This window comes from Cupriavidus sp. GW821-FHT02F09, assembly GCF_059421605.1.
This window is the reverse complement of sequence record NZ_JBWKVH010000019.1, coordinates 70206-92382: the sequence shown is the minus strand read 5'-3', so window position 1 is coordinate 92382 and position 22177 is coordinate 70206. Positions and strand designations below refer to the sequence as shown.

Genomic DNA, 22177 nt, shown 5'->3' with positions numbered 1-22177 from the left:
CCCCGCCCTTCACACGGCCCTTCACACGGCCAATACCTCCGCCATCCGCAACACCACGCGCGGGCCGTGCCGGATCAGGTCATGCGCGCGCTCGCCGATCATGATGGCCGGCGCATTGGTGTTGCCGCCAATCAGCGTCGGCATGATCGACGCATCCACCACGCGCAAGCCTTCCACGCCCCGCACGCGCAGTTGCGGATCGACCACCGCGTATTCGTCCATGCCCATGCGGCACGTCCCGACGGGATGGTAGATGGTATCGGCATGGGCGCGGATCATCGCGCGGATCGCGCTGTCGTCGCCGCCATCGGCTGGCAAGTGCGCCGAATACAGCTCCTTGCCGCCGAACGCCGCCAGTTGCGGCTGGGCCAGGATTCGGCGCACAATCCGCACGCCGGCCACCAGGCCGTCGAGATCCCGCGGGTCCGACAGGAAGCACGGGTCGATCATCGGCGCCTCGCGGATATCGGGCGAAGCCAGCCGTACCTCGCCCCGGCTTTTCGGGCGCAGTACGCAAACGTGGCAGGAATAGCCATGGCCCAGGTGGATTCGGCGCATATGGTCGTCGGCCATGCCGACCACGAAATGCAGTTGCAGGTCCGGCTCGTCCAGCCCGGCATGGCTCTTCAGGAAGGCGCCTGCCTCGGCAAAATTGGAAGTCAGCATGCCGGTGCGCTCGCGCCGGTAGCGCAGTATCTCGGCCAGCAGGCGAAACGCGCCGCCCACCGAGACGCCGAACAGCTCGGACGCCGCCACCCGCTTGTGCACGATGACGTCGAGATGGTCCTGCAGGTTGGCGCCCACGCCAGGCAGGTCGTGCACCACGGGAATGCCTAGCTCGCGCAGATGCGAGGCAGGGCCGACGCCTGACACCATCAGCAGTTGCGGCGAGCCGAACGCGCCGGCCGACACGATCACCTCGCGGCGCGCCCGCAACAGGGTCTCGCGGCCATCCAGCCGCGCCACCACCCCCACCGCGTGGCGGCCTTCGAACGCGATGCGCAGCACCTGCGCGCCCGTCATCACAGCCAGGTTCTCGCGCCCGCCATTGCTGGCGCCGTCTGCGGTGTCGCCGCGGTGCAGGTAGGCGCGCGCGGCATTCCAGCGCTCGCCGCCATGCTGGGTCACCTGGTACCAGCCAGCGCCCTCCTGGTCCACGCCGTTGAAGTCGTCGTTGCGGCGATAGCCAGCCTGCTGGGCCGCCTCGATAAAGCGCTGGCCAAAGGGATTGGGCGTGCGCAGGTCCGACACATGGAGCGGGCCGCTGCCGCCGTGCCAGGGATCGTCGTCGCGCCCGGTCACGCGCTCATTGCATTCGGCCCGGCGGAAATAGGGCAGCACATCGTCCCAGGCCCAGCCGTCGCAGCCGGCCGAAGCCCAGCGGTCGTAGTCCGCCGGCGTGCCTCGCGTGTAGATCATGGCATTGAGCGAGGAACTGCCCCCCAGGCCACGCCCGCGCGGCTGGTAGCCACGGCGCCCGTTCAGCCCGGGCTGCGCAACGGTGCGGTAGCCGTAATTATGGCTGCCGGCACGTGGCAGCATGGCGGCGCAGCCCGCCGGCGTCGACACCAGCACATGGTGATCGTGGCCGCCGGTCTCGAGCACAGCCACGCTGTCGCTGCCGCTGTCGGCCAGCCGCCCGGCCAGGGCACACCCCGCCGAACCGCCGCCAACGACGAGATAGTCAAAGGTGGTTTCCATCCGTTTCCCCGCCTGGTCCGAGGTCAGTGTGCCGGGGTTGCGCCGAACGCTTCGGCAGGCCGCGCATGCCGGTCAACCCGGTCTGGCTGGCACGCCGAAAGCATGCCGCGAAATCAGTGTAGGGCTTTGCCAGGGCACTGGAAAGGACGAAGGCGGGTCGGTGTATACGGTTGTTTGAAGCACGCGGCTAGTGGCCGGCCTCCATTGTCAGGCGCCGCCGCATGGCATATGGTGCGGGGATCGAAACGCCGCGCGCGCCAAGGGCAGCGCACGACCCCAAGGAGAGCGCGACATGAGAGAAGTGCCCGAGATGTCATCCGTATTCGACGCCATGCGCGCCGCCTCGCGCCGCGACCAGGCCCCGGCCTGGGCCGTGCGCGCCGACCGGCTGCGGCGCCTGCGCAAGCTGGTGACCGGGCACATGGACGAGATCTCGCAAGCCATCAGCGCCGATTTCGGCAACCGCCCGCGCCAGGAAACCGCGCTGCTCGAAGCCTTTCCCAGCGTGGCCGGGATCGACGATGCGCTGCGTCATGGCAAGCGCTGGATGCGGGTGCGGCGCATGCGCACCGGGCTGTGGTTCAAGCCCGCTACATCGCGGCTGATGCCGCAACCGCTGGGCGTGATCGGCATCGTGGTGCCGTGGAACTACCCGCTCTACCTGACCGTGGGCCCACTGGTGGGCGCGCTGGTCGCGGGCAACCGCGCCATGGTCAAGCTCTCCGAGTACACGCCGCGCTTCGCCGCGCTGTTCGCGCGCCTGGCGCAACAGGCTTTCGCCGCCGACGAGGTCACGGTGATCAATGGCGACGCGGAAGTGGCGAGCGCTTTTTCCGCCCTGCCCTTCGATCACCTGCTGTTTACCGGCTCAACCCAGGTCGGCCACCATGTGATGCGTGCGGCGGCCGCCAACCTCACGCCGGTCACGCTAGAACTGGGCGGCAAATCGCCGGCCATCGTCGGCCCTGGCGCCGATCTGGAACGCGCGGTCGAACGCATCCTGGTGGGCAAGCTGCTCAACGCCGGCCAGACCTGCATCGCGCCGGACTATGTGCTGCTGCCCGAGGCACTGCGCGAGCCCTTCGTCGAAGCCGCCCGCGCCTGCGCCGCCCGCCTCTATCCGGACCTGCCGGGCCAGCCGGGCCATGCGGGCAACCCCGACTACACCACCATCATCAGCCCGAGGCACTTCGCGCGGCTGGACGGCCTGGTGAGCGATGCCGCCCGCGCCGGGGCGCGCGTGGTGCCGCTGTCGCAGGTGCCATCGGACCCGGAGCGCCGCCGCCTCGCGCCAGTGCTGCTGCTGGATGTCCCCGCCGACGCCACCGTGATGCGCGAGGAAATCTTTGGCCCGGTGCTACCGCTGGTGACCTACCGCACGCTGGAAGAGGCCATCGACTACATCAACGCCCGCCCACGCCCGCTGGCGCTCTACCTGTTCGAGAAAGACCGCCGCACGATCGACCACGTCATGGCGCAAACCGTGGCGGGCGGCGTCAGCATCAACGAAACGCTGCTGCATATCGCCCAGGAAGACCTCCCCTTCGGCGGCGTGGGCCCCAGCGGCATGGGCGCATATCACGGCCAGGCGGGCTTTGAGACCTTCTCCAAGCTCAAGCCGATCTTCCGCCAATCCGGCATCAATGGCGCCGGGCTGCTGAAGCCGCCTTATGGCAAGCGGTTTGAAACGATGATCAAGCTGCTGATGCGCTGAATGACAAGGAAAACCTGCGGCGTTGATCGAAGCCGCCGAACGGGCCAACGCGGCGCGCCCTGACGACGGCTGTCTCTCCCTCTCCCCTCAGGGGGAGAGGGCCGGGGAGAGGGGTGGCTTATCTAGGAGCCACGCAAAGCGAAGCCCGTGGTGTTTTCCGGCCCGCTGGCGTAACGACCACCCAGACTCAACCCACCACCATCGGCCGCCCCAGCATCCGCGCCAGCACCGCTTCCGGCGAATGCGTATGGTCTGAAATCGCCTTCGGCGACAGGTAGTAAGTCTGCTCCATCATGGCCCGGCCCCGCATAGCCGCATGCAGCACCTGGTCGCTGAATACAATCCAGGTCGACCCGGGCGGGAACTGAAATTCCTGCTGCGGGACATTGGCCTGATACTCCAGGTCGGCCTTCGCAAGATCGTGCAACTGCAGCATCCGATGGTCGTACTCCGAGCGCCGGCGCTTGGTGATATGCAGCATCTCCATGACCCGCGCCTGCCCCGGCCACATGCCCTTGGTCTTCGGGACGAAACGCTTGGCGAAATCGCCAAACGGCTCGCCCACCCGCCACACGCGCGGCGCCTGCGGGTCAATGTTGTGGAACACGCGCAGCAGCCGCTGGCCCAGCATCGGGTTCGACGGGAACGAGTCCACATGCAGCCGCGTGTCGTCCTTGCGCCAGCTCACCGGCCGCCCGGCGATCTCGCTCGGGCGCAACGAGGTGCCGGCACGCACCATATGCGGGCCATATTCAGGGAACAGGCTGAGCACGAGTTTCTCGCTGTACTCGGCATAGCGGCGAATCAGCACGTACAGGTCTTTCAGGTCCTGCTCGCCGCCCGTCGCACCGCGCACGGCCTGGTCGTTGGCGCGCAGGTTGATGTTCTTTGACTTGCCGTCCGACCAGCGGCTGTCCAGGAAACGCTCCTCGCCAGGCTCGAACTGGAAGCGCAGCTGGGGGAAGAACAGCACGGCGCCCTGCTCCAGCTCGCGGCGCAACCCCGCCTTGGTGCCGGCATCGAGTTGCGGAGCCCACTCGGTATAGGGCTGGGGCCGGATCAGGTTGAACCCGGGCGCGGCCGCCCCGAGCGCAGTGGCAGGGGGGGGCGTGGAAGGGGTAAGGGTCGAATCAAGTGACATTGGGCATCCTCGGTATGCGGGCTCCGGCGGTCGTGAGCGCGCGTGCGCGCGCGCCGCGGCAGGCGAACAAAGCGCCACTCGCCGGGCCGCCTTGCCATCCCGCGATTCTACCCTCGCGGCCATGGCGCGCCACGCCCCGCCTTGCCCCGCTTGATCCAGGACAAGGCAGTGGCAAGCCAGGAACGCCACCGCAAGCGCGAAAAAAAACACCGCCCGAAGGCGGTGCTTTTCCGATGCGAGGTTCGCGGCAGCCTTACAGGCCGGCAGCAGCGCGCAGCAGCGCGACCTTGTCGGTTGCTTCCCACGAGAATTCCGGCTCTTCGCGGCCAAAGTGGCCATAGGCAGCGGTCTTCTCGTAGATCGGGCGCAGCAGGTCAAGCATCTGCACGATGCCCTTCGGGCGCAGGTCGAAGTGCTCTTGCACCAGCGCGGCGATCGCCTCGTCGGAGATCTTGCCCGTGCCTTCGGTGTACACCGTCACATTGATCGGGCGGGCCACGCCGATGGCGTAGCTGACCTGCACCTGGCACTGGCGCGCCAGGCCGGCGGCAACCACGTTCTTGGCGACATAGCGGGCAGCATAGGCTGCCGAGCGGTCGACCTTGGACGGGTCCTTGCCCGAGAAAGCACCGCCACCGTGGGGCGAAGCGCCGCCGTAGGTGTCGACGATGATCTTGCGGCCGGTCAGGCCACAATCGCCCTGCGGGCCGCCGATGACGAAGCGGCCGGTCGGGTTCACCAGGTACTTGGTGTCCTTGAGCATCTCGGCCGGCAGCACCGGCTTGATGATCTCCTCGATCACGGCTTCACGGATCTGCGCCTGGGTGATATCCGGCGAATGCTGGGTCGACAGCACCACGGTATCCACGCTGTGCGGGCGGCCGTCGACGTAACGCACGGTCACCTGCGACTTGGCGTCGGGACGCAGCCAGGGCAGGCGGCCATCGCGGCGCAGTTGCGACTGGCGCTCGACCAGGCGGTGCGAATAATAGATCGGGAAAGGCATCAGCTCCGGCGTTTCATCGCAGGCGTAGCCAAACATCAGGCCCTGGTCGCCGGCACCCTGGTTCAGGTAGTCGTCGGAGGCGCGGTCCACGCCTTGGGCGATGTCAGGCGATTGCTTGTCGTAAGCGACCAGCACTGCACAGCCCTTGTAGTCGATGCCGTATTCGGTGTTGTCGTAGCCGATGCGCTTGATGGTGTCGCGCGCAACTTGGATGTAGTCGACGTTGGCGGTCGTGGTGATTTCCCCGGCCAGGACAACCAGGCCGGTGTTGCACAGCGTTTCAGCGGCCACGCGCGCGTACTTGTCCTGGGCCAGGATGGCATCGAGGACAGCATCGGAAATTTGGTCGGCGACCTTATCGGGATGGCCTTCGGAGACGGATTCCGAAGTGAACAAGAAGTCGTTTGCCACGAACTTTTCTCCAGGTTTGGCTATTGCGCGCCAACCTCTAAGCCCGGGCGGCGACGCTTTAGCGGTATTTTCATGCCGTTCCGGTAGAACGGTATCGCCCCGCAAGTTGTCAGTTAACTCGGCGATACGCGCTATTATACGCGCCTGCAAGCTACGCTGCAGCACCCCGGTTTTCTGGCACACCTGCCAAATACCGGACGCTGTCGCGGCCAGGCCGCGCCACCCGATAGGCGACGCGTTTCCGGCCTGGCGCGAGCCTGCAGGCAGTGCAAGCCGTACGGTGGGCCCCGTAACAACACCAGATTCATTTTGATTGCCCCACTAACGGCAGCGCCCGGCAAAACATTAATGACCCACCCGGCCCGCCGGGCCGCTATCGCAATTCGATGACCTTTCTGTTCTGGCTGATTTCCCGCTTGCCGCTCTCCTGGCTGCACGCCATCGGCGGTGCGCTCGGATTGCTGGCGGCACGCCTGCCGGGACGTTATGGCACGCGGCTCAGGGAAAACCTTCGCCATGCCTACCCTGACGCCAGCGATGCAATGGTGGCGGAGGCGGCCCGCTCGACGGGGCGCATGATCCTGGAAATGCCCTATTTCTGGAGCCGGCGCAATCCCGAGGTGCGCATGTACGGCTTTGCCGACCGGCTCTGGCCGGAACTCGACAAGCTGATGGCGCAGGGCCGCGGGCTGATCATCCTGGTGCCGCATCTTGGCTGCTTCGAAGTGCTTCCACAGGCGTTTGCCCTGCGGCATCCGGTCACGGCCCTGTACAAGCCGCCACACCAGGCCTGGCTGCGCGACTGGATCGTCAAGATGCGCACCCGCCCCAACCTGGCCATGGCGCCGGCGCTGCCGCGCGGCGTGCGCATGCTGGTCAAGGCGCTCAAGCGAGGCGAGGCCATCGGCATCCTGCCCGACCAGGTCCCAACCGGCGGCGAAGGCGCCTGGGCGCCGTTTTTTGGCAAGCCAGCCTACACCATGACGCTGGTGCAGCGCCTGCAGCAGCTCACGGGTGCGCCAATCGCGGTGATTTTTGCAGAGCGCCTGCCGCGCGGCGCCGGCTTCCTCGGCCATATGCAGGTCATCAAGGACCGGCTGCCCGATGACCAGGCCGAAGCCGTCGCGGTGATCAACGCGGCCGTCGAGAAGCTGGTGAAGGCATGCCCGACGCAGTACCTGTGGGGCTACAACCGCTACAAGCATCCAGGCGGCGCGCAGTTGCCGCCCGCGGAGCCCCCTCGGGCCCCGGCGGCAGACGCCTCGCACAACCCCCTGGAGGTGCCGGCACCGGCACCCGCCTCTCTCTCCAACGACCAAAGATGAGCCGTATTTTCACCTGGCTTGGCATCGGCCTCTTGACCGTGCTGGGCAAGCTTCCCTATCCGCTCGTGGCACGCTTCGGCGAAGGCCTGGGCAGCCTGCTCTACCTCATTCCCAGCAGCCGGCGCCGCGTGGTGCAGACCAACCTGCGCCTGTGCTTTCCCGAGCGGACCGACGCCGAGATCGAAACGCTCTCGCGGCAAACCTTCCGCACCGTCTTTCGCAGCTTTGCCGAGCGCGGCATCTTCTGGACCGGCAGCGAGGCGCAGATGCGCCGCTGGGTCCAGATCGACGACCAGGCCGACCTGGTGGCGCTGGACGGCACGCCCCACATCCTCGTCACGCTGCATCTCTCCGGCGTCGAAGCTGGCGCGATCCGCCTCACCATCCACCTGCGCGAACACGTCAAACGCTCCGGCGCGTCGCTCTACACCAAGCAGAAGAACGACCTGTTCGACGGGTTCCTCAAGCACGCGCGCGGCCGCTTCGGCGCCAAGATGATTGCCCGCAACGATAGCGCGCGCGACATCATCCGCTGCCTGCGCAAGGGCGAGGCCCTGCAGCTGATCGCCGACATGGACTTTGGCGAGCGCGACTCGGAGTACATCCCGTTCTTTGGCGTGGAGGCCCTGACCCTGACCTCGGTATCACGCCTGGCGCGGCTGACGGGGGCCAAGGTTGTGCCGATCTATACCGAGATGCTGCCCGACTACCAAGGCTATGTGCTGCGTATCCTGCCGGCTTGGGAAAACTATCCTGGCGAAAGCGTGACCGAGGACACCCGCCGCATGAATGCCTTCTTCGAAGACTGCATCCGCCCCCGCGTGACTGAGTATTACTGGGTACACAAGCGCTTCAAGCACCGCCCCGACGGCGAGCGCGAAAACTACTGACCACGTGGGCGCGGCGGCGGCATCGCCAGGCAAACATGCAGCCCGCGCCACCCTCGACACGCCGCCAGCAAGCGCCGGACGGCCCGACTACAATCGCACTATGAAACTCCAGTTCACCAAGATGCACGGCGCCGGCAACGACTTCGTCGTGCTTGACGGCATCCACCAGACCCTGAACCTGACCCCAGCGCAGTGGCGCGCGCTCGCCAGCCGGCATTTCGGCGTGGGTGCCGACCAGATCCTGGTGGTCGAGAAACCCACCAGGGACGACGTCGACTTCCGCTACCGCATCTTCAACGCCGATGGCGGTGAAGTGGAGCACTGCGGAAATGGCGCGCGCTGCTTCGTGCGCTTCGTCACCGACCACGGCCTGACCGACAAGCGCTCGGTGCGCGTGCAGGTAATGAACGGCGTGATCACCTTGACGCTGCAGGACGACGGCCAGGTCACGGTCGACATGGGCGCGCCGGAACTCGAACCCGCCCGCGTGCCGTTCCGCCCCGAAGGCCTGCCGACCAAGGCCGAAGGCCGCGATACGCTGTACGGGCTGGAAGTGAACGGCCGCACCGGGTGGATTTCGGCAGTCTCGATGGGCAACCCCCACGCGGTGCAGGTGGTGGACAACACCGAGGCGTTCCCGGTGCTGCAGGACGGCCCCATCATCGAGCATCACGCGAGCTTCCCCAACCGCGTCAACGCCGGCTTCATGCAGGTGGTGGAGCGCCACACGATCCGCCTGCGCGTGTTCGAGCGCGGGGCCGGCGAGACCCTGGCCTGCGGCACGGGCGCATGCGCGGCGGTCGTCGCCGGCATTCGCCGCGGCCTGCTGGACTCGCCGGTGCTGGTGCACACCCATGGCGGCGACCTGACGATTGCCTGGGACGGCGAAGGCGAGCCGGTACGCATGACCGGCCCTGCGACCACGGTGTTCGAAGGCAGCATTGACCTGGACCGGCTGCCTGCCTGACCATAGGGGCTTGCGGCCAGCCACGGCCGCACCCTCCATGGAGTGCCAATGTCGCTCGCCGATTTCCGCATCACCTCGGGCAAGAACTTCAGCCTGGCCGACTTCAACCCCGACGCCAAGCCGTTCTCCAGCGGCGAAAAGGTCGCCGACCAGGCCCGCCTCACCGAACTGAGCACCCAGCTCGACGCGCAGCAGGACATCTTCTATGCCGAGCACCAGCGCAAGCTGCTGATCGTGCTGCAAGGCATGGACACCAGCGGCAAGGATGGCACCGTGCGCGGCGTCTTTCGCAGCTTCGACCCGCTCGGCATCCGCGTCGTCAGCTTCAAATCCCCCACCGCCGAAGAACTCGCGCACGACTACCTGTGGCGCATCCATGCCCAGGTACCGCGCGCCGGCGAGATCGTGGTCTTCAACCGCAGCCACTACGAAGACGTGCTGATCACGCGAGTGCACGAGTGGATCGACGAAGCCGAATGCGAGCGCCGCTACAAGCAGCTACGGGCATTCGAGACGATGCTGCTGGAAACCGGCACCACCATCGTCAAGTGCTTCCTGCATATTTCCAAGGACGAGCAGAAGGCCCGGCTGGAAGCGCGGCTGGCGGATCCGCAGAAGCAGTGGAAGTTCGACCCGAAGGATCTGGAAGAGCGGCAGTACTGGAAAAACTACGAGACCGCCTATGGGGCCGCCATTGCCGCGACCAGCACGCCGGAAGCACCGTGGTATATCGTGCCCGCGAATTCGAAGACGCACCGGAACCTGATGGTGGCGGAGATCCTGATGGCGGTGTTCGAGAAATTGAAGCCGGCGTATCCACCGGGAAAGCCGGCGTTGGCGAAGCTGAAGGTGGTCTGAGGCACCAGGGCAACGCGAAGGGACCAGGCCAGCCCCTTCGCTTTGGGTCAGGCATGCCCGTTGCCGCGATGGATGTCGTGCGTGACAAACGGCTTCTCGTGCGTCGGCATGGCCAGCCACTCCGGATGCTTCAGCGTTTCCCGGATGTCGTCCAGCCCGCTGGTCCAGTGCTCGTTCATTGTCAGCAAGCCAAACTGATAATCCTTGGCGTTGCCTTCAAACGTCTTGTCGCGATAGATCAGCTGGATCACGTTGCGGCGTGCATCGCATGCGTACTCCGCCGCCTTGCGGTACCAGTCGTTGTCACGCTGCCCCTGCGGCACCAGCGCCATCACTTCGCTCAGCATGCGCCGGTAGTTCTGCTGCTCGCTCATGTAATCCGTGATGGTGCGCGTGCGGCTGGAGTACTGGATGTCTTTCTGCCGCTCGGCCACGTCCAGCAGGTTGTGCGGCAGCTTGCCCCGCGCGCTCCACAGGTCCACCTGGAAGATCAGCGCGTCACGCCGGGGCTGGGCCGTCAGCACTTCCGACAGCGGCGTGTTGGACACCAGGCCGCCATCCCAATAGAACTCGCCATCGATCTCCACCGCGGGAAAGCCGGGCGGCAAAGCGCCGGAGGCCATGAAATGCTCGGCATGCAGCTTGCGTCGGGTGTTGTCGAAATAGGCGAAATTGCCGGTCCGCACATTCACCGCGCCCACCGACACGCGCATCTCGTTATGGTGCGAGTTAATGCGATCAAAATCGGCAAAGCGCTCCAGCGTGGCCTTGAGCGGGCTGGTGTCGTAATAGCTGGCATTGGCGGGGCCGCACTGGCGCTCCACCAGGCTGGACCACGGACGAGGCTGGAAGAAGCCCCGCTGCCCCTCGAAGATGGCACGCGCGGCCTCGATGCCGTCGAACCAGATGCGCAGCGGATCAGGCCAGTGCGCGGCGCCCTGTGCTGCCACCTCGTAGGGCAGCAGGCTGGGCAGCCAGGGCTGCTGGCAGATGTAGTCCCAGAAGGCACGCAGCTGCTCGACCCTGCGCTCAGGCGCATTGCCCGCGATCACGGCTGCGTTCAGTGCGCCGATTGAAATCCCGGCCACCCAGTTAGGCTGGATGCCCGCCTCCGCCAGTCCCTGGTACACGCCCGCCTGATACGAGCCGAGCGCGCCGCCGCCCTGCAGCACCAACGCCCTGACCGTGTATTCATGGTGAACCGGCCGCGTGCGGCTGGCACCCTCGGGCGCGAGGTCCGGCGGCGCGCAGCCGCCGGGAGGCAGGAGGTTGGGCTCCGGCTCTCGTAGCGCCTCGGGCTTTGGCGCCTCGCGTTTGAGCGCGGGTGCCGCCGGGTTCGCTACCACGGCCGCCGCAGCGCTTTTTGCAGCCTGCTTCGGCGTGCCCTTTTTCTGTGCCACTGTATTTTCCTGTGCCACTTTATCCAGCTTCTGCCGACGTCCACCTGCCACGACCCCTCCTTGATGACTTTGCTTTCCGACCTTGCATGCGGTCATGGCGGCGGGAGGCGGTACCGCCGCCCGGCCGCTTTTTTGCCGCTTACTGCATGTACCAGCCGTGGCTCACGATAAAGGACTGCCCGGTCAGCGCCGCCGACGGGAAGGCGCAGAGGAACAGCGCGGTCTGCGCCACGTCGTCCACGGTGGTGAAGACGCCGTCCACGGTGCCGCCGAGCATGACGCGGCGAATCACCTCTTCTTCGCTGATGCCAAGCTCCTTGGCTTGTTCCGGAATCTGCTTGTCGACCAGCGGCGTGCGCACGAAACCCGGACAGATCACGTGCGAGCGCACGTTGTACTCCGCCCCTTCCTTGGCCAGCACGCGCGCCAGGCCAAGCAGCGCGTGCTTGGCGGCAACGTAGGCGGACTTCAGTGGCGAAGCCTCGTGCGAATGCACCGAGCCCATGTAGATCACGGTGCCGCCGCGCTTGTCCTTGTACATATGCTGGAGCGCGGCCTTGGTGGTGAGGAAGGCGCCATCGACGTGGATGGCCTGCATCTTCTTCCAGTCGGAGAAGGCGTAGTTCTGGATCGGGTTGACGATCTGGATGCCGGCGTTGGAGATCAGGATGTCGATGCCGCCGAACGCCTTGGCCACCTCCTCGGTAGCGCTGTTGACCGCGTCCTCGTTGGTGACGTCCATCGCCACGGCGATGGCGCGCCCACCGGCAGCTTCGATATCGGCGGCGGCCTTCTGCGCAGCCTCGAGATTCAGGTCGGCGATGGCGACCGCCGCGCCTTCCTTGGCCAGCAGCTCAGCAATGGCACGGCCGATGCCGCTGGCAGCGCCGGTCACGATGGCGGATTTTCCTTGGAGCTTCATGGACGTTTCTCCTGTCTGGATGATTCAGGTTAGCCGGGCCGGCCGGAGGGGCCGGGACCGATGGAAACCGTTGGAAATCGTTGGATGCCTGGCCGCTCAGGCCAGGTAGTCGAACACCACCTCGCCCAGCCCCAGGGTGAGGTCGGCAACGTAATGCTTGGCGCCGAGGACTTCCAGCACCGGAAGGCCAGCCACCGGCGCGAGCGCATGGGGCGACAGCGACAGCGCCGCAGGCCCGGTCCACGCGCCTTTCATCTGCACGTCTTTCAGGAAGTAGCAGACCAGCTCGCAGATGCGCGCGGAGCCGTCCACGTGCGGAATGATCTTGAGCAGGTAGTTTGGCGTGCTCGCAAGCGCCAGGCCCAGCGCGTCCTTGTCGAGCTCGCGGTGCTTGTAGCCCATGGTGCCGGTGGCGACGCGCACCGGGCCATAGTCGAGCGTACCGACCAGCGTATCGGTGTGGACCGCCAGTGTGGGGCTGGCCAGCTTCTTCGGAAAGCCCCATAGCTCGCGCCCGCCCGCCAGTGGCGGATGGTCGTCGAGATACATGGCGTGGGTATAGTTGCCGGGCTTGCCCTGGTAGGTGACGGGAATCACCTGGCCCGATTCGGTGTAATCGCCAAACCCGGTGGAGTCTGGCATGCGGATGAATTCATAGTTGACCACCGCGCCGGCGATCTCCAGGGGTTCCGGCACCACCGCGCGCAACAGCTCGGGATCGGTACGGTAGGAGATGATGAAGAATTCGCGATGGATGAAGCGGTATGGCCCCATCGGATAGGCCGGATTGGTGAGCGGCATGGCGAATGCCTGCTCGCGGATCGTCTTGATGTCCATCGCCAGCCAACCTCCTGAAGAGATGCTGCGCCGCCTTGCCGGGCGGCAAGGCGAATCGCTGGCGTCCCCGGGTATCCGGGTGGGCGGCCAGCGAGATCAGTCAGACCGGCGATTTTCCTGCGCGGTTCCCTGTTATCTGCTGCATTGCGACAAAGCGTTGCAAGCGGCAGGCAACAGATTCCAGACTATACGCCGTAGCGCTGCCGATAGGCAGCCACTGCCTCGCGCGAGCCGCCCAGCGCGGGATCCTGCGATGCGTCCAGGTAAGCCAGCAGGTCCTTCAGGCTGGCGATGGAGATCACCGGCACGCCATATTCGCGCTGCACATCCTGCACTGCAGAATGCGTGCCGACCTGATCGGCGGTGCCACTCTTTTCCATGCGGTCGAGCGCGATCAGCACCGCGGCCGGCTCCGCGCCAGCCGCGCGGATCATCGCCATCGACTCGCGCACCGAGGTGCCGGCCGAGATCACGTCGTCGATGATCACGACCTTGCCCTGCAGCTTGGCGCCCACCAGCGTGCCGCCCTCGCCGTGATCCTTGGCTTCCTTGCGGTTGTAGGCGAAGCCGACGTCACGTCCGAGCCCGGCCAGCGCCACCGCGGTGGCGGACGCCAGTGTGATCCCTTTGTAGGCCGGCCCGAACAGCACGTCGAACTCCAATCCGGATGCCAGCAGGGTTTTCGCATAGAATTGCGCCACCTGGCCCAACATCGCACCCTGGTTGAACAGGCCCGCATTGAAGAAGTACGGCGACTTGCGGCCCGCTTTGGTCACGAATTCGCCGAAGGACAGTACGCCGGCGTCGAGCGCGAAGCGGATGAAGGTCTGGCTCAGGTCGCCAGCGCCGGACTGCGGCGTCGTCTGCTGCGTCATCTTTTCTCTCTGATTTCAAAATTTCCCGAGATGTTACGGATTATCAGCGCCAACCTCAACGGCATCCGCTCCGCGGCCAAGAAAGGCTTTTTCGAATGGATGGGCAAGCAGGACGCCGACATGGTCTGCGTCCAGGAGCTCAAGGCGCAGGCTGCCGACATGACGGAAGCGTTCCTGGCGCCACACGGCTACCACGGCTACTTCCATTATGCGGAGAAAAAAGGCTATAGCGGTGTCGGCCTTTACACGCGCCACAAGCCGGAGCGCGTGATCACCGGTTTCGGCATCGACGAATTCGATAACGAAGGCCGCTATGTCGAGGTGCAGTATCCGCACCTCGCCGTGATCTCGGTCTATGTGCCCTCGGGCTCCAGCGGGGAAGAACGCCAGCAGGCGAAGTTCCGCTTCATGGAAGCCTTCCTGCCCCACCTGCTGCAGCTCAAGGCCAGCGGGCGCGAGATCGTGCTGTGCGGCGACGTCAACATCGCCCACAAGGAAATCGATATCAAGAACTGGAAGGGCAACCTGAAGAACTCAGGTTTCCTGCCGGAAGAGCGCAGCTGGATCGGCGAGCTGTTCGACGTGCACGGTTATGTGGACGTGTTCCGCAAGCTGGACCCGCGCCCCGAGCAGTACACCTGGTGGAGCAACCGCGGCCAGGCCTATGCGAAGAACGTCGGGTGGCGCATCGATTACCACCTGGCCACGACGAAGATCGCCGAGACCGCGCGCGCCACCTCGATCTACAAGGACGAGAAGTTCAGCGATCACGCGCCGCTGTCGATCGACTACGACTTCCCGCTATAACAGGTGCGGCCGAGGGCGCACTTGTTACGCCTAGCGCACCTCTCCAAGCAGCTCCGGGTGCCGCTCCAGCACCTTGAGCAGCTTGACCAGCGCCAGCGGCGGTTTGGTCTTGCCAGTCATGATTTCCCCGCACGCCGGACAAAAGCCGCCCGAGAGCGCGGGAACGGTGGCCGTTTCGCCCTTGTACGTATTGGACACGTCGGGGCACGTCGCGCGTGTCCTGCACCAGTTCCCCCAACCTAGTTACAATGCTGCTTCCCATCCGATTCCGGCATGGGACCCTTCGTATTTCCGAGTGAGTCCGCCATGGTTTTCAAAGTGTTCGTAGATGGTCAGGAAGGCACCACCGGTCTCCGGTTGCTCGACTATCTCTCCGGCCGTTCCGATGTGGAGCTGCTGCGTATCGCCGATGACAAGCGCAAGGATCCGGCCGAACGAGCACGCTTTCTGAATGCTGCCGACGTCGCTTTCCTGTGCCTGCCCGACGTTGCCTCCCGCGAGGCCGTGGCGCTGGTGACCAATCCCAATACCTGCGTGATCGACGCCAGCACGGCGTTCCGCACCACCGACAGCTGGGCCTACGGCCTGCCGGAACTCACGCGCGGCCAGCGCGAGAAGATCCGCGCCAGCAAGCGCATCGCCGTGCCGGGCTGCCACGCCAGCGCCTTCCTGATGGCAGTGCGCCCGCTGGTGGAAGCCGGCGTGATGCAGGCCGACTACCCGGTCTCCGCGTTCTCGCTGACCGGCTACAGCGGTGGCGGCAAGCAAATGATTGCCGAGTTCGAAGCCGGCGGTAACCCGAAGCTGGACAGCCCGCGCCCCTACTCGCTCGGCCTCGCGCACAAGCACCTGCCCGAGATGCGCGTGCAGGCCGGCCTGGCGCAGGCGCCGATCTTCAACCCGATCGTCGGCAACTTCCTCAAGGGCCTGGCCGTGACGGTGCCGGTGTACCCGGATCGCCTGGCGCGCAAGGTCACGCCGGAACAGATCGCCGATCTGTACCGCAAGCACTACGAAGGCGAGCAGTTCGTGCGCGTGATGCCGGTGGGCGACGAGGCCAACCTGGACGGCGGCTTCTTCGACGTGCAGGCCAGCAACGACACCAACCGCGTGGACCTGTTCGTGTTCGGCTCGGCCGAGCGCATCGTGCTGATGGCGCGCCTGGACAACCTGGGCAAGGGCGCTGCCGGCGCTGCGGTGCAATGCATGAACGTGCATGTCGGGGCGGACGAGGCGACTGGCCTGAGCGCCTGACACGCTTAAGCGCTAGTGCGGCGGCACCAGCCGCACGAATGAAAAAAAGCCGGCGATGGTTTCGCCGGCTTTTTTTCGCCCCGGGAAATCCCGTCGGTCAGATCCCGGCCTTGACCGCGACGCCCTTGAGCGCAACGCCAAGGTAGGCGCTGCCTTTGGCGCAGACGTAGGTGCTGTCGCTGGCGGTCTCGTCGTCCTTCCAGTTGCTGCGGATATCGACCACGGCGTTGCCGCCTTCCTTGGTCGCGCGCTGCTGCAACTCCTGCACCGCCTGCACGAAGAGGGTGGCGCACAACTCGTCGTCGGCCGGCGGCGGCGGGCCGCCGGTGGAGCGGCTGTTGTCGATAGGCCGGCGCATGCGCTTGACTGTCTTGAAAGACTGGCCGTCCTGCGCGCCCGGCAGCTTGTTGAAACCGAACAGCAGCCGGATCGACGGGTCCACGCGTTCCTTGGCCCCCGGTGTCGCCAGCGCCTTGTCGATCGGCAGGCTCAGCAGCTGGTCGGCCGCCTGCGCGCTGCCGCCTGCCAGCAACGCGCCGGCCATCAGGCTGAATCGCACCCAACGCTTCATGGTCTTCTCCTCATTGCCCCGGTTCGATGTATTTATCGTACAGGATCCGCCATAAAGAGCGCCTCTCAGGCGTCTTTACTTTTTTAGTGGCTTTTGCCGGTCGTCGTCGCCGCTGTCGACCGGCGCGCCGCTCAGGTTGGCCATATTGGCCCGATAGGCCGGCAGCTGGCCGACGCTGGAATCGATCGCGCGCGCGTAGAGCGGCAGCACCTCAGGCAGGTGCTTTTCCAGCTCGGCGATGCGGGTGCGGCCCGATGGATGGGTGGAGAGGAACTCCGAGCCCGACTGCGCCGACGATTGCGAGACCGCCCCCATCTTCTGCCACAGCGACACGGCGGCGCGCGGGTCGTAGCCGGCACGCGCGGCGATGTCCATGCCAACCAGATCGGCCTCGGTCTCGTCCGAGCGCGAGAACCGCAGCGTGAGCAACTGCGCGCCGGTGCCAAGTGCCATATTGCCGAGGTTGCCGAAACCGAACAATTGCGAGATCACGTTGGCGCCCAGGTTGGTGATCTCGGACTTGGCCGCCCGCTCGCGCGCATGCTCCTGCAGTGCATGGGCGATTTCGTGCCCCATCACCATGGCGACTTCGTCATCGGTCAGCTTGAGCTGGTCGAGCAGGCCGGAGTAGAAGGCGATCTTGCCGCCGGGCATGCAGAACGCATTGACCTGCTTGGAGTTGATCAGGTTGACTTCCCACTTCCATTGCTTCGCGCGCTCGTTCCAGCGCGGGGTCTGCGGCAGGATGCGCTTGGCGATGGCGCGCAGGCGCACCAGTTGCGGGTTGTTGTCGCCAACCAGCGTCTTCTTGGCCTGCGCCTCTTCCTTGAGTTGCTCGTACTCCTGCGAGGCCTGCTGCTCGATGACCTCGACCGGCACGATCTGGCGGATGGACGCGCCGCCGCGTTGCACGCGGATGCCATCTTCAGCGTCCTGCGGCTGGGCCTGGCCCTGGGCCTGGACCGCGCTCATGCTCAGCGCGGCGCTGGCCGCCAGCGCCAGCGCGGCCAGTCGACGTGGCAACGCAATCCCGGCCCGCCGGTGGCGGTACTGACAACGCTGGCGATCGGACATGGACGATTCCTTGGATGCGATTTTCGGCAAGCAGGGTGGGCAAGGGTTGATGCGGCCAGGACACGGTCCGGGCCCTGCGCATCCCGCGCATCGGGGCGGCGCTGACGGTAATGCAATAATACACGGCGCCTTGCCCAGCCTGATTGCCCCGATTGCCCCGACAGCCCCGCTCGCCATCCTGATTCATGACCTTTCAAGCCTATCTCGACATTTTCCGCAATCGCCGCATCGGCGCCATGCTCACGCTGGGCTTCGCGTCCGGGCTGCCGCTGGCACTCACCTCCGGCACATTGCAGGCCTGGATGACGGTGGAAGGGCTGGATATCAAGACCATCGGCTTCTTCTCGCTGGTGGGCCAGGCCTATATCTTCAAGTTCCTGTGGGCGCCGCTGATGGACCGCTATACGCCGCCGCTGCTGGGCCGGCGCCGCGGCTGGCTGCTGGTGACCCAGATCGGGCTGGTGCTGGGCATCGCGGGCATGGCCTTCTGCCCGCCGCACGAGGCGCTGTGGACACTGGCGGCGCTGGCCACGCTGGTGGCCTTCTTGTCTGCCTCGCAGGACATCGTGTTCGACGCCTACAGCACCGACGTGCTGCGCGCGCCGGAGCGTGGCGTGGGAGCGGCGGTCAAGGTGCTGGGCTACCGGCTGGCGATGCTGGTGTCGGGCGGGCTGGCACTGTGGCTGGCCGACCGCGTGATGGGCTGGCAGCAGATGTACCTGCTCATGGCGGGGTTGATGGGCATCGGCATCGTCAGCCTGCTGTGGGCGCCCGAGGCGGAATCGCCGGCGCGCACGCCACGCTCCATGGAGGAAGCCATCCTGGGCCCGCTGCGCGACTTCTTCTCGCGCCCGGGCGCCTGGTGGCTGCTGCTGCTGATCGTGCTCTACAAGCTGGGCGATGCGTTTGCCGGCAGCCTGTCCACCACCTTCCTGATCCGCGGCGTGGGCTTTTCGGCCGGTGAAGTCGGCCTGGTCAACAAGACGCTAGGGCTGGCCGCCACCATTGTGGGCGCGCTGTTCGGCGGCACGCTGATGGTGCGCCTTGGCCTGTACCGCTCACTGATGCTGTTCGGCATCTTGCAGGGGGTGTCCAACCTCGGCTACTGGATCCTGGCGGTGACGCCGCCGCACCTGTGGACCATGGGCGCCACCATCGCGGTGGAGAACCTCTGTGGCGGCATGGGCACGGCGGCCTTCGTGGCGCTGCTGATGACGCTGTGCAACCGCTCGTTCTCGGCCACCCAGTACGCGCTGCTCTCGGCGCTGGCCTCGGTCGGGCGCGTCTATGTTGGCCCCAGCTCGGGCTACCTGGTGGAGGCCTTCGGCTGGTCGGCCTTTTACCTGAGTACCGTGGTGGCGGCGGTGCCCGGCGTCGTGCTGCTATGGGCGATGCGCAACACCGTGCATCGCTACGAAGCCCGGGCCCGCGCCGCGGCCTAGCCCCCCGACACCCGGCAGCACGAACGCTTACTCGCCTGGAGGCTGTTTCAGAATGGCCTCTTACTGCTTGTAGTAGACGATCTGGTGCGAGGTCGCGAGCAGTTCTCCCTGCGGGCTCCAGATCTGCGCGCTCTGGTCGAAGAAGCCCTGGCGGAACACCTGCGCCTGGGCGCTGCCCAGCACGTGGCTGTTGCCCAGCGCGGCCAGGGTCGGGGCGTCGGCATGGAAATACGTGGTCAGCGACACCGTGCCGGCCGGCACGAAGCCGGCGCGCTTGAGAAAGATGCGCGGGTAGAAGGTGTCGCACCATGCCGCCATCGCGGCGAAGTCCGGCGTACGCGCGGGCGCGTCGCGCAGCCAGAACTGGGTCACGCTGTCCGGGTTCTCGGTGCCGGCCTCGACATTCGGCTTGGCGCCGCGCACCGGCCGCAACTCATACGCATCCAGCCAGCGCACCGGTGCGAAACCGGCCATCGGGGCGACATCGCTTGCCGGCGGCACCTGCGGGAACACGGCCTCGCCGCAATTCCAGGTCTCGCGGCGCACGGCGAAGAAGGCGGTAGCCGTGGTCGCCACTTCGTCGCCCTGGCGCAGCTCGATGGTCCAGTGCTGGGTGTTGCGGTTGGTGCGCACCGGACGCGCTTCGATCACGAACGGCCCTTCGACGATCGGGCCGGCAAAGTTGACGGTCAGCGCGGACGGATCGCCCAGCCGCTCGGGATGCTGCAGCACGGCTTGCAGCAAGGTGGCTGCCGTGATGCCACCGAAGGGGCCGATCATGTTCCAGTAGGCCGGCGTGGTGCGGCCGTGGAAAAGATTACCTCCCGCCGGCTCCAGCGCGATCGCGTGGTCGAAGGAATGGATGGTCTGGCTGGCTGGCGTGGCGGACATGTTGGGGACCAAAAAAGTACGATCGTTCGATAATACTGCAAACGGCAGACAGGCGCTGGCACCGCGTCAACCGGGCGCCCCCTCCAATCCGCCGCCGGGTCAGCCCCGCTCCCGCGCCCGCTGCAGCGGATTCCAGCCGAGCTGGTTGCCGATCACCGCCAACAGGATCAGCGCCATGCCAGCGAGCTGTAGCGGCGTGAGCACCACCCCGAACACCAGCACGTCAATCACGATGGCCACCAGCGGATAGACAAACGAGAGCGTGGCGATCGACAGCACGTTGAGGCGCTGGAAGGCGCCATACAGCAGCGTGTACATCACGCCGGTATGCACGAGGCCTAGCGCCAGCAATGCCCCCCAGGTCCGCCCGCCGAACGTCTCGACCGCCGGATGCGCCAGGGGGAACAGCATGACCACCCCCATCGCCATCTGCAGGCCCGCGATCTGCCCCGCCGGAATCCCCTTGAGCCGGCGCGTGGCCATGGTGGTGATGGCGTACAGCAACGCCGCCAGCATCGCCAGCCCGACCCCGGCCAGCATGCCGCCGGTGGCACCGCCGTGCTCCAGCCCGGTAATCAGCACCACGCCGCCAAAGGCCAGTACCAGCCAGGCAAGCCGCCCGGGCGCGATGGCCTCGCGCTGGAACAGCGCCGCCAGCAGCAGCAGGAAGAAGGGCTGGGTGTGATAGACCACGGTGGACACCGAGATGCCGCTGTACGAATAGGCAGAGAACAAGGCCAGCCAGTTGAGGATCAGCGTAACGCCGCCCAGCGCCAGCCAGCCCCAGTCGCGGGTGCGCATGGGCTGCCAGCCGCGCCGCAGGGCGAGCGTGCCCAGCAGCGCGGCGCCGCCGAAGATGCAGCGGAAAAACACGACGTCCAGCGGCGACTGCCCGCTGGTCACCACGAACCAACCGATGGTGCCCGACAAGGCCATGGCGGCCACCATGCGCCAGGCACCGCCACGCCGGGCGGGTTCCGTGGCCTGCGGGGCCGGGGTGGTGGCGGCCGGGGAAGCCACGGCGGCGCCAGATCGATCGATATTCATGGATGTCTCCTACGGAGCTTCGTACGCTTGGACGTCATTGTTCCATCGTGCATTCAGGTCAACAATCCATCCGATAAGCAATTACCATTTGATCTGTAATCACAAATGCGGGAGCCAGTCCATGCCGGTCGCGCAACTCAACGCCATGGCCGTGTTCGCCCGGGTGGTGGAATGCGGCAGTTTCTCCGCCGCCGCCCGCGAGCTTGGCATGACACCCTCCGCCGTCAGCCGCCATGTGACGCGGCTGGAAGCGGCCATCGGCGGGAGCCTGCTGCAACGGACCACGCGCGCCTTCACCCTGACTGAGCTCGGACAGGCAGTGCACGCCGCGTGCGCCCGGATGGTGGCCGCGGCGCAGGAAGTCAGCACGCTGGCCAGCGACCACGGCGGCGAGCCGCACGGCGTGCTGCGGGTCAGCGCACCGGTGGTGTTCGGGCAAGCCTGGCTGGCGCCGCGGCTGCCGGCCCTGCTGGACCGCTTCCCCGCGCTGGACCTGCAACTGACACTGGCGGACCGCCTGGTGGACCTGGTGGAAGAAGGCGTGGACGTGGCCATCCGCATTGCGCGCGAACTGGCGCCGGGGCTGGCGGCGCGGCCAATCCGCGCGGTGCGTTACCGGCTGGTGGCAGCACCCGGCTGGCTGGCGCGGCATGGCACGCCAGCCGAGCCGGCGGCGTTGGCCGGGCATCGCTGCCTCTACCTGGGCTATGGCGCCTTTGGCGAGCGCTGGAGCCTGCGGCGCAAGCGCGACGGGCAGACCGTGGCGCTGCGCATCCCGCCGAAGGTCACGCTCAACAACAGCGCGGCCATTGTCGCCATGGCGCAGGCCGGCGGCGGCATCGGGCTGGTGCCGGATTTCTCAGCCGCCGTGGCGCTGGCGTCGGGCAGCCTGGTGCCGGTGCTGGACAACTGGGAAATCCTCGAACCCTACGTGGGCACGGCCTTCGCGGTCTACACGCCAACCCGCCACCTGGCCCCCAAGGTGCGCGCCTTTATCGACTACCTGGTGGCGCAGGCCGCGCTGGAAACCAGCGGCTAGCGCGG

The 22177-nt window shown here is 66.4% G+C and carries 21 protein-coding genes; 9 read left to right on the top strand and 12 right to left on the bottom strand.

Annotated features, from left to right (window positions below; all coding sequences use genetic code 11):
- Positions 1-21 precede the first annotated feature (21 nt).
- Entirely contained in the window at positions 22-1701 is a 1680-nt protein-coding gene (locus tag AC07XB_RS21465; protein WP_492830325.1) for a GMC family oxidoreductase, read from the bottom strand.
- 292 nt (positions 1702-1993) lie between these two features.
- Between AC07XB_RS21465 and AC07XB_RS21460 the strand changes: the two genes are divergently transcribed.
- Positions 1994-3415 (top strand): coniferyl aldehyde dehydrogenase, encoded by a 1422-nt coding sequence (locus AC07XB_RS21460; protein ID WP_492373930.1) that lies wholly within the window; start codon positions 1994-1996, stop codon positions 3413-3415.
- Positions 3416-3602: 187 nt separating this feature from the next.
- Here the strand turns inward: AC07XB_RS21460 and kdoO are convergent, their stop codons facing one another.
- Positions 3603-4556: a Kdo hydroxylase KdoO gene (gene kdoO / locus AC07XB_RS21455; protein ID WP_492373929.1), complete on the bottom strand. Its 954-nt coding sequence runs from the start codon at positions 4554-4556 to the stop codon at positions 3603-3605.
- A gap of 253 nt (positions 4557-4809) precedes the next feature.
- Positions 4810-5973 carry a methionine adenosyltransferase gene (gene metK / locus AC07XB_RS21450; RefSeq protein ID WP_043343105.1) on the bottom strand — a complete coding sequence of 388 codons (1164 nt, stop codon included), beginning with the start codon at positions 5971-5973 and terminating at the stop codon, positions 4810-4812.
- 386 nt (positions 5974-6359) lie between these two features.
- Between metK and AC07XB_RS21445 the strand changes: the two genes are divergently transcribed.
- The 4 genes from AC07XB_RS21445 to AC07XB_RS21430 all read left to right on the top strand — a co-directional run bounded on the left by AC07XB_RS21445 (position 6360) and on the right by AC07XB_RS21430 (position 10013).
- Positions 6360-7298, top strand: a complete 939-nt coding sequence (locus AC07XB_RS21445; RefSeq protein ID WP_492373928.1) for a lysophospholipid acyltransferase family protein — start codon at positions 6360-6362, stop codon at positions 7296-7298.
- Complete coding sequence (locus tag AC07XB_RS21440) at positions 7295-8188, top strand: lipid A biosynthesis lauroyl acyltransferase (RefSeq protein WP_492373927.1); 894 nt, start codon at positions 7295-7297, stop codon at positions 8186-8188. Before AC07XB_RS21445 ends, AC07XB_RS21440 begins: the two co-directional genes overlap by 4 nt.
- Before the next feature lie 100 nt (positions 8189-8288).
- The gene (dapF, locus tag AC07XB_RS21435; protein WP_459372642.1) at positions 8289-9155 is read left to right on the top strand and encodes a diaminopimelate epimerase; all 867 of its coding nucleotides are present in this window, start codon (positions 8289-8291) and stop codon (positions 9153-9155) included.
- A gap of 48 nt (positions 9156-9203) precedes the next feature.
- The gene (locus AC07XB_RS21430) at positions 9204-10013 is read left to right on the top strand and encodes a polyphosphate kinase 2 family protein (protein ID WP_492373926.1); all 810 of its coding nucleotides are present in this window, start codon (positions 9204-9206) and stop codon (positions 10011-10013) included.
- A 47-nt stretch (positions 10014-10060) separates the two neighbouring features.
- Here AC07XB_RS21430 and AC07XB_RS21425 read toward each other — a convergent pair whose 3' ends face one another.
- From AC07XB_RS21425 to pyrE, 4 genes are all read right to left on the bottom strand, one after another.
- Entirely contained in the window at positions 10061-11413 is a 1353-nt protein-coding gene (locus tag AC07XB_RS21425; protein WP_492373925.1) for a DUF3734 domain-containing protein, read from the bottom strand.
- 139 nt (positions 11414-11552) lie between these two features.
- Positions 11553-12335, bottom strand: coding sequence for a 3-hydroxybutyrate dehydrogenase (locus AC07XB_RS21420; RefSeq protein ID WP_441640848.1), 783 nt, complete (start codon positions 12333-12335; stop codon positions 11553-11555).
- Between the two features lie 96 nt (positions 12336-12431).
- The gene (locus tag AC07XB_RS21415; RefSeq protein WP_492812905.1) at positions 12432-13172 is read right to left on the bottom strand and encodes an acetoacetate decarboxylase; all 741 of its coding nucleotides are present in this window, start codon (positions 13170-13172) and stop codon (positions 12432-12434) included.
- Positions 13173-13357: 185 nt separating this feature from the next.
- Positions 13358-14047 (bottom strand): orotate phosphoribosyltransferase, encoded by a 690-nt coding sequence (gene pyrE, locus AC07XB_RS21410; protein WP_492373924.1) that lies wholly within the window; start codon positions 14045-14047, stop codon positions 13358-13360.
- A gap of 30 nt (positions 14048-14077) precedes the next feature.
- Here pyrE and AC07XB_RS21405 point away from each other — a divergent pair, with 30 nt between their 5' ends.
- On the top strand, positions 14078-14854 hold the full coding sequence (locus AC07XB_RS21405; protein WP_492373923.1) for an exodeoxyribonuclease III: 777 nt from the start codon (positions 14078-14080) through the stop codon (positions 14852-14854).
- A 30-nt stretch (positions 14855-14884) separates the two neighbouring features.
- Here the strand turns inward: AC07XB_RS21405 and AC07XB_RS21400 are convergent, their stop codons facing one another.
- Complete coding sequence (locus tag AC07XB_RS21400) at positions 14885-15052, bottom strand: type II toxin-antitoxin system MqsA family antitoxin (protein WP_492373922.1); 168 nt, start codon at positions 15050-15052, stop codon at positions 14885-14887.
- A 108-nt stretch (positions 15053-15160) separates the two neighbouring features.
- Here AC07XB_RS21400 and argC point away from each other — a divergent pair, with 108 nt between their 5' ends.
- A complete protein-coding gene (argC, locus tag AC07XB_RS21395) occupies positions 15161-16108 on the top strand; it encodes an N-acetyl-gamma-glutamyl-phosphate reductase (RefSeq protein ID WP_183032188.1) in 948 nt (315 codons plus the stop codon).
- A 97-nt stretch (positions 16109-16205) separates the two neighbouring features.
- On the opposite strand, the gene AC07XB_RS21390 is transcribed toward argC, so the two are convergent.
- Both AC07XB_RS21390 and AC07XB_RS21385 read right to left on the bottom strand, forming a co-directional pair.
- Positions 16206-16679: an excinuclease ATPase gene (locus AC07XB_RS21390; protein ID WP_492812900.1), complete on the bottom strand. Its 474-nt coding sequence runs from the start codon at positions 16677-16679 to the stop codon at positions 16206-16208.
- A gap of 75 nt (positions 16680-16754) precedes the next feature.
- Positions 16755-17753, bottom strand: a complete 999-nt coding sequence (locus tag AC07XB_RS21385; RefSeq protein ID WP_492373920.1) for a M48 family metallopeptidase — start codon at positions 17751-17753, stop codon at positions 16755-16757.
- Between the two features lie 185 nt (positions 17754-17938).
- Here AC07XB_RS21385 and AC07XB_RS21380 point away from each other — a divergent pair, with 185 nt between their 5' ends.
- Positions 17939-19195, top strand: a complete 1257-nt coding sequence (locus AC07XB_RS21380) for a muropeptide transporter (protein ID WP_174426061.1) — start codon at positions 17939-17941, stop codon at positions 19193-19195.
- 60 nt (positions 19196-19255) lie between these two features.
- Here the strand turns inward: AC07XB_RS21380 and AC07XB_RS21375 are convergent, their stop codons facing one another.
- Together AC07XB_RS21375 and AC07XB_RS21370 are read right to left on the bottom strand one after the other, a co-directional pair.
- A complete protein-coding gene (locus AC07XB_RS21375) occupies positions 19256-20086 on the bottom strand; it encodes an acyl-CoA thioesterase (protein ID WP_492373919.1) in 831 nt (276 codons plus the stop codon).
- A 99-nt stretch (positions 20087-20185) separates the two neighbouring features.
- On the bottom strand, positions 20186-21133 hold the full coding sequence (locus AC07XB_RS21370) for a DMT family transporter (protein WP_492830321.1): 948 nt from the start codon (positions 21131-21133) through the stop codon (positions 20186-20188).
- A 121-nt stretch (positions 21134-21254) separates the two neighbouring features.
- On the opposite strand from AC07XB_RS21370, the gene AC07XB_RS21365 reads away from it, so the two are divergent.
- A complete protein-coding gene (locus AC07XB_RS21365; RefSeq protein ID WP_492830319.1) occupies positions 21255-22172 on the top strand; it encodes a LysR family transcriptional regulator in 918 nt (305 codons plus the stop codon).
- Positions 22173-22177 lie beyond the last annotated feature (5 nt).

Bases quoted from the DNA above. Each gene is read 5' to 3' on its own strand.
- AC07XB_RS21465 (WP_492830325.1), bottom strand. From the start codon at position 1,701: ATGGAAACCACCTTTGACTATCTCGTCGTTGGCGGCGGTTCGGCGGGG.
- AC07XB_RS21460 (WP_492373930.1), top strand. From the start codon at position 1,994: ATGAGAGAAGTGCCCGAGATGTCATCCGTATTCGACGCCATGCGCGCC.
- kdoO (WP_492373929.1), bottom strand. From the start codon at position 4,556: ATGTCACTTGATTCGACCCTTACCCCTTCCACGCCCCCCCCTGCCACT.
- AC07XB_RS21445 (WP_492373928.1), top strand. From the start codon at position 6,360: ATGACCTTTCTGTTCTGGCTGATTTCCCGCTTGCCGCTCTCCTGGCTG.
- AC07XB_RS21440 (WP_492373927.1), top strand. From the start codon at position 7,295: ATGAGCCGTATTTTCACCTGGCTTGGCATCGGCCTCTTGACCGTGCTG.
- dapF (WP_459372642.1), top strand. From the start codon at position 8,289: ATGAAACTCCAGTTCACCAAGATGCACGGCGCCGGCAACGACTTCGTC.
- AC07XB_RS21430 (WP_492373926.1), top strand. From the start codon at position 9,204: ATGTCGCTCGCCGATTTCCGCATCACCTCGGGCAAGAACTTCAGCCTG.
- AC07XB_RS21420 (WP_441640848.1), bottom strand. From the start codon at position 12,335: ATGAAGCTCCAAGGAAAATCCGCCATCGTGACCGGCGCTGCCAGCGGC.
- AC07XB_RS21415 (WP_492812905.1), bottom strand. From the start codon at position 13,172: ATGGACATCAAGACGATCCGCGAGCAGGCATTCGCCATGCCGCTCACC.
- pyrE (WP_492373924.1), bottom strand. From the start codon at position 14,047: ATGACGCAGCAGACGACGCCGCAGTCCGGCGCTGGCGACCTGAGCCAG.
- AC07XB_RS21405 (WP_492373923.1), top strand. From the start codon at position 14,078: ATGTTACGGATTATCAGCGCCAACCTCAACGGCATCCGCTCCGCGGCC.
- argC (WP_183032188.1), top strand. From the start codon at position 15,161: ATGGTTTTCAAAGTGTTCGTAGATGGTCAGGAAGGCACCACCGGTCTC.
- AC07XB_RS21390 (WP_492812900.1), bottom strand. From the start codon at position 16,679: ATGAAGCGTTGGGTGCGATTCAGCCTGATGGCCGGCGCGTTGCTGGCA.
- AC07XB_RS21385 (WP_492373920.1), bottom strand. From the start codon at position 17,753: ATGTCCGATCGCCAGCGTTGTCAGTACCGCCACCGGCGGGCCGGGATT.
- AC07XB_RS21380 (WP_174426061.1), top strand. From the start codon at position 17,939: ATGACCTTTCAAGCCTATCTCGACATTTTCCGCAATCGCCGCATCGGC.
- AC07XB_RS21375 (WP_492373919.1), bottom strand. From the start codon at position 20,086: ATGTCCGCCACGCCAGCCAGCCAGACCATCCATTCCTTCGACCACGCG.
- AC07XB_RS21370 (WP_492830321.1), bottom strand. From the start codon at position 21,133: ATGAATATCGATCGATCTGGCGCCGCCGTGGCTTCCCCGGCCGCCACC.
- AC07XB_RS21365 (WP_492830319.1), top strand. From the start codon at position 21,255: ATGCCGGTCGCGCAACTCAACGCCATGGCCGTGTTCGCCCGGGTGGTG.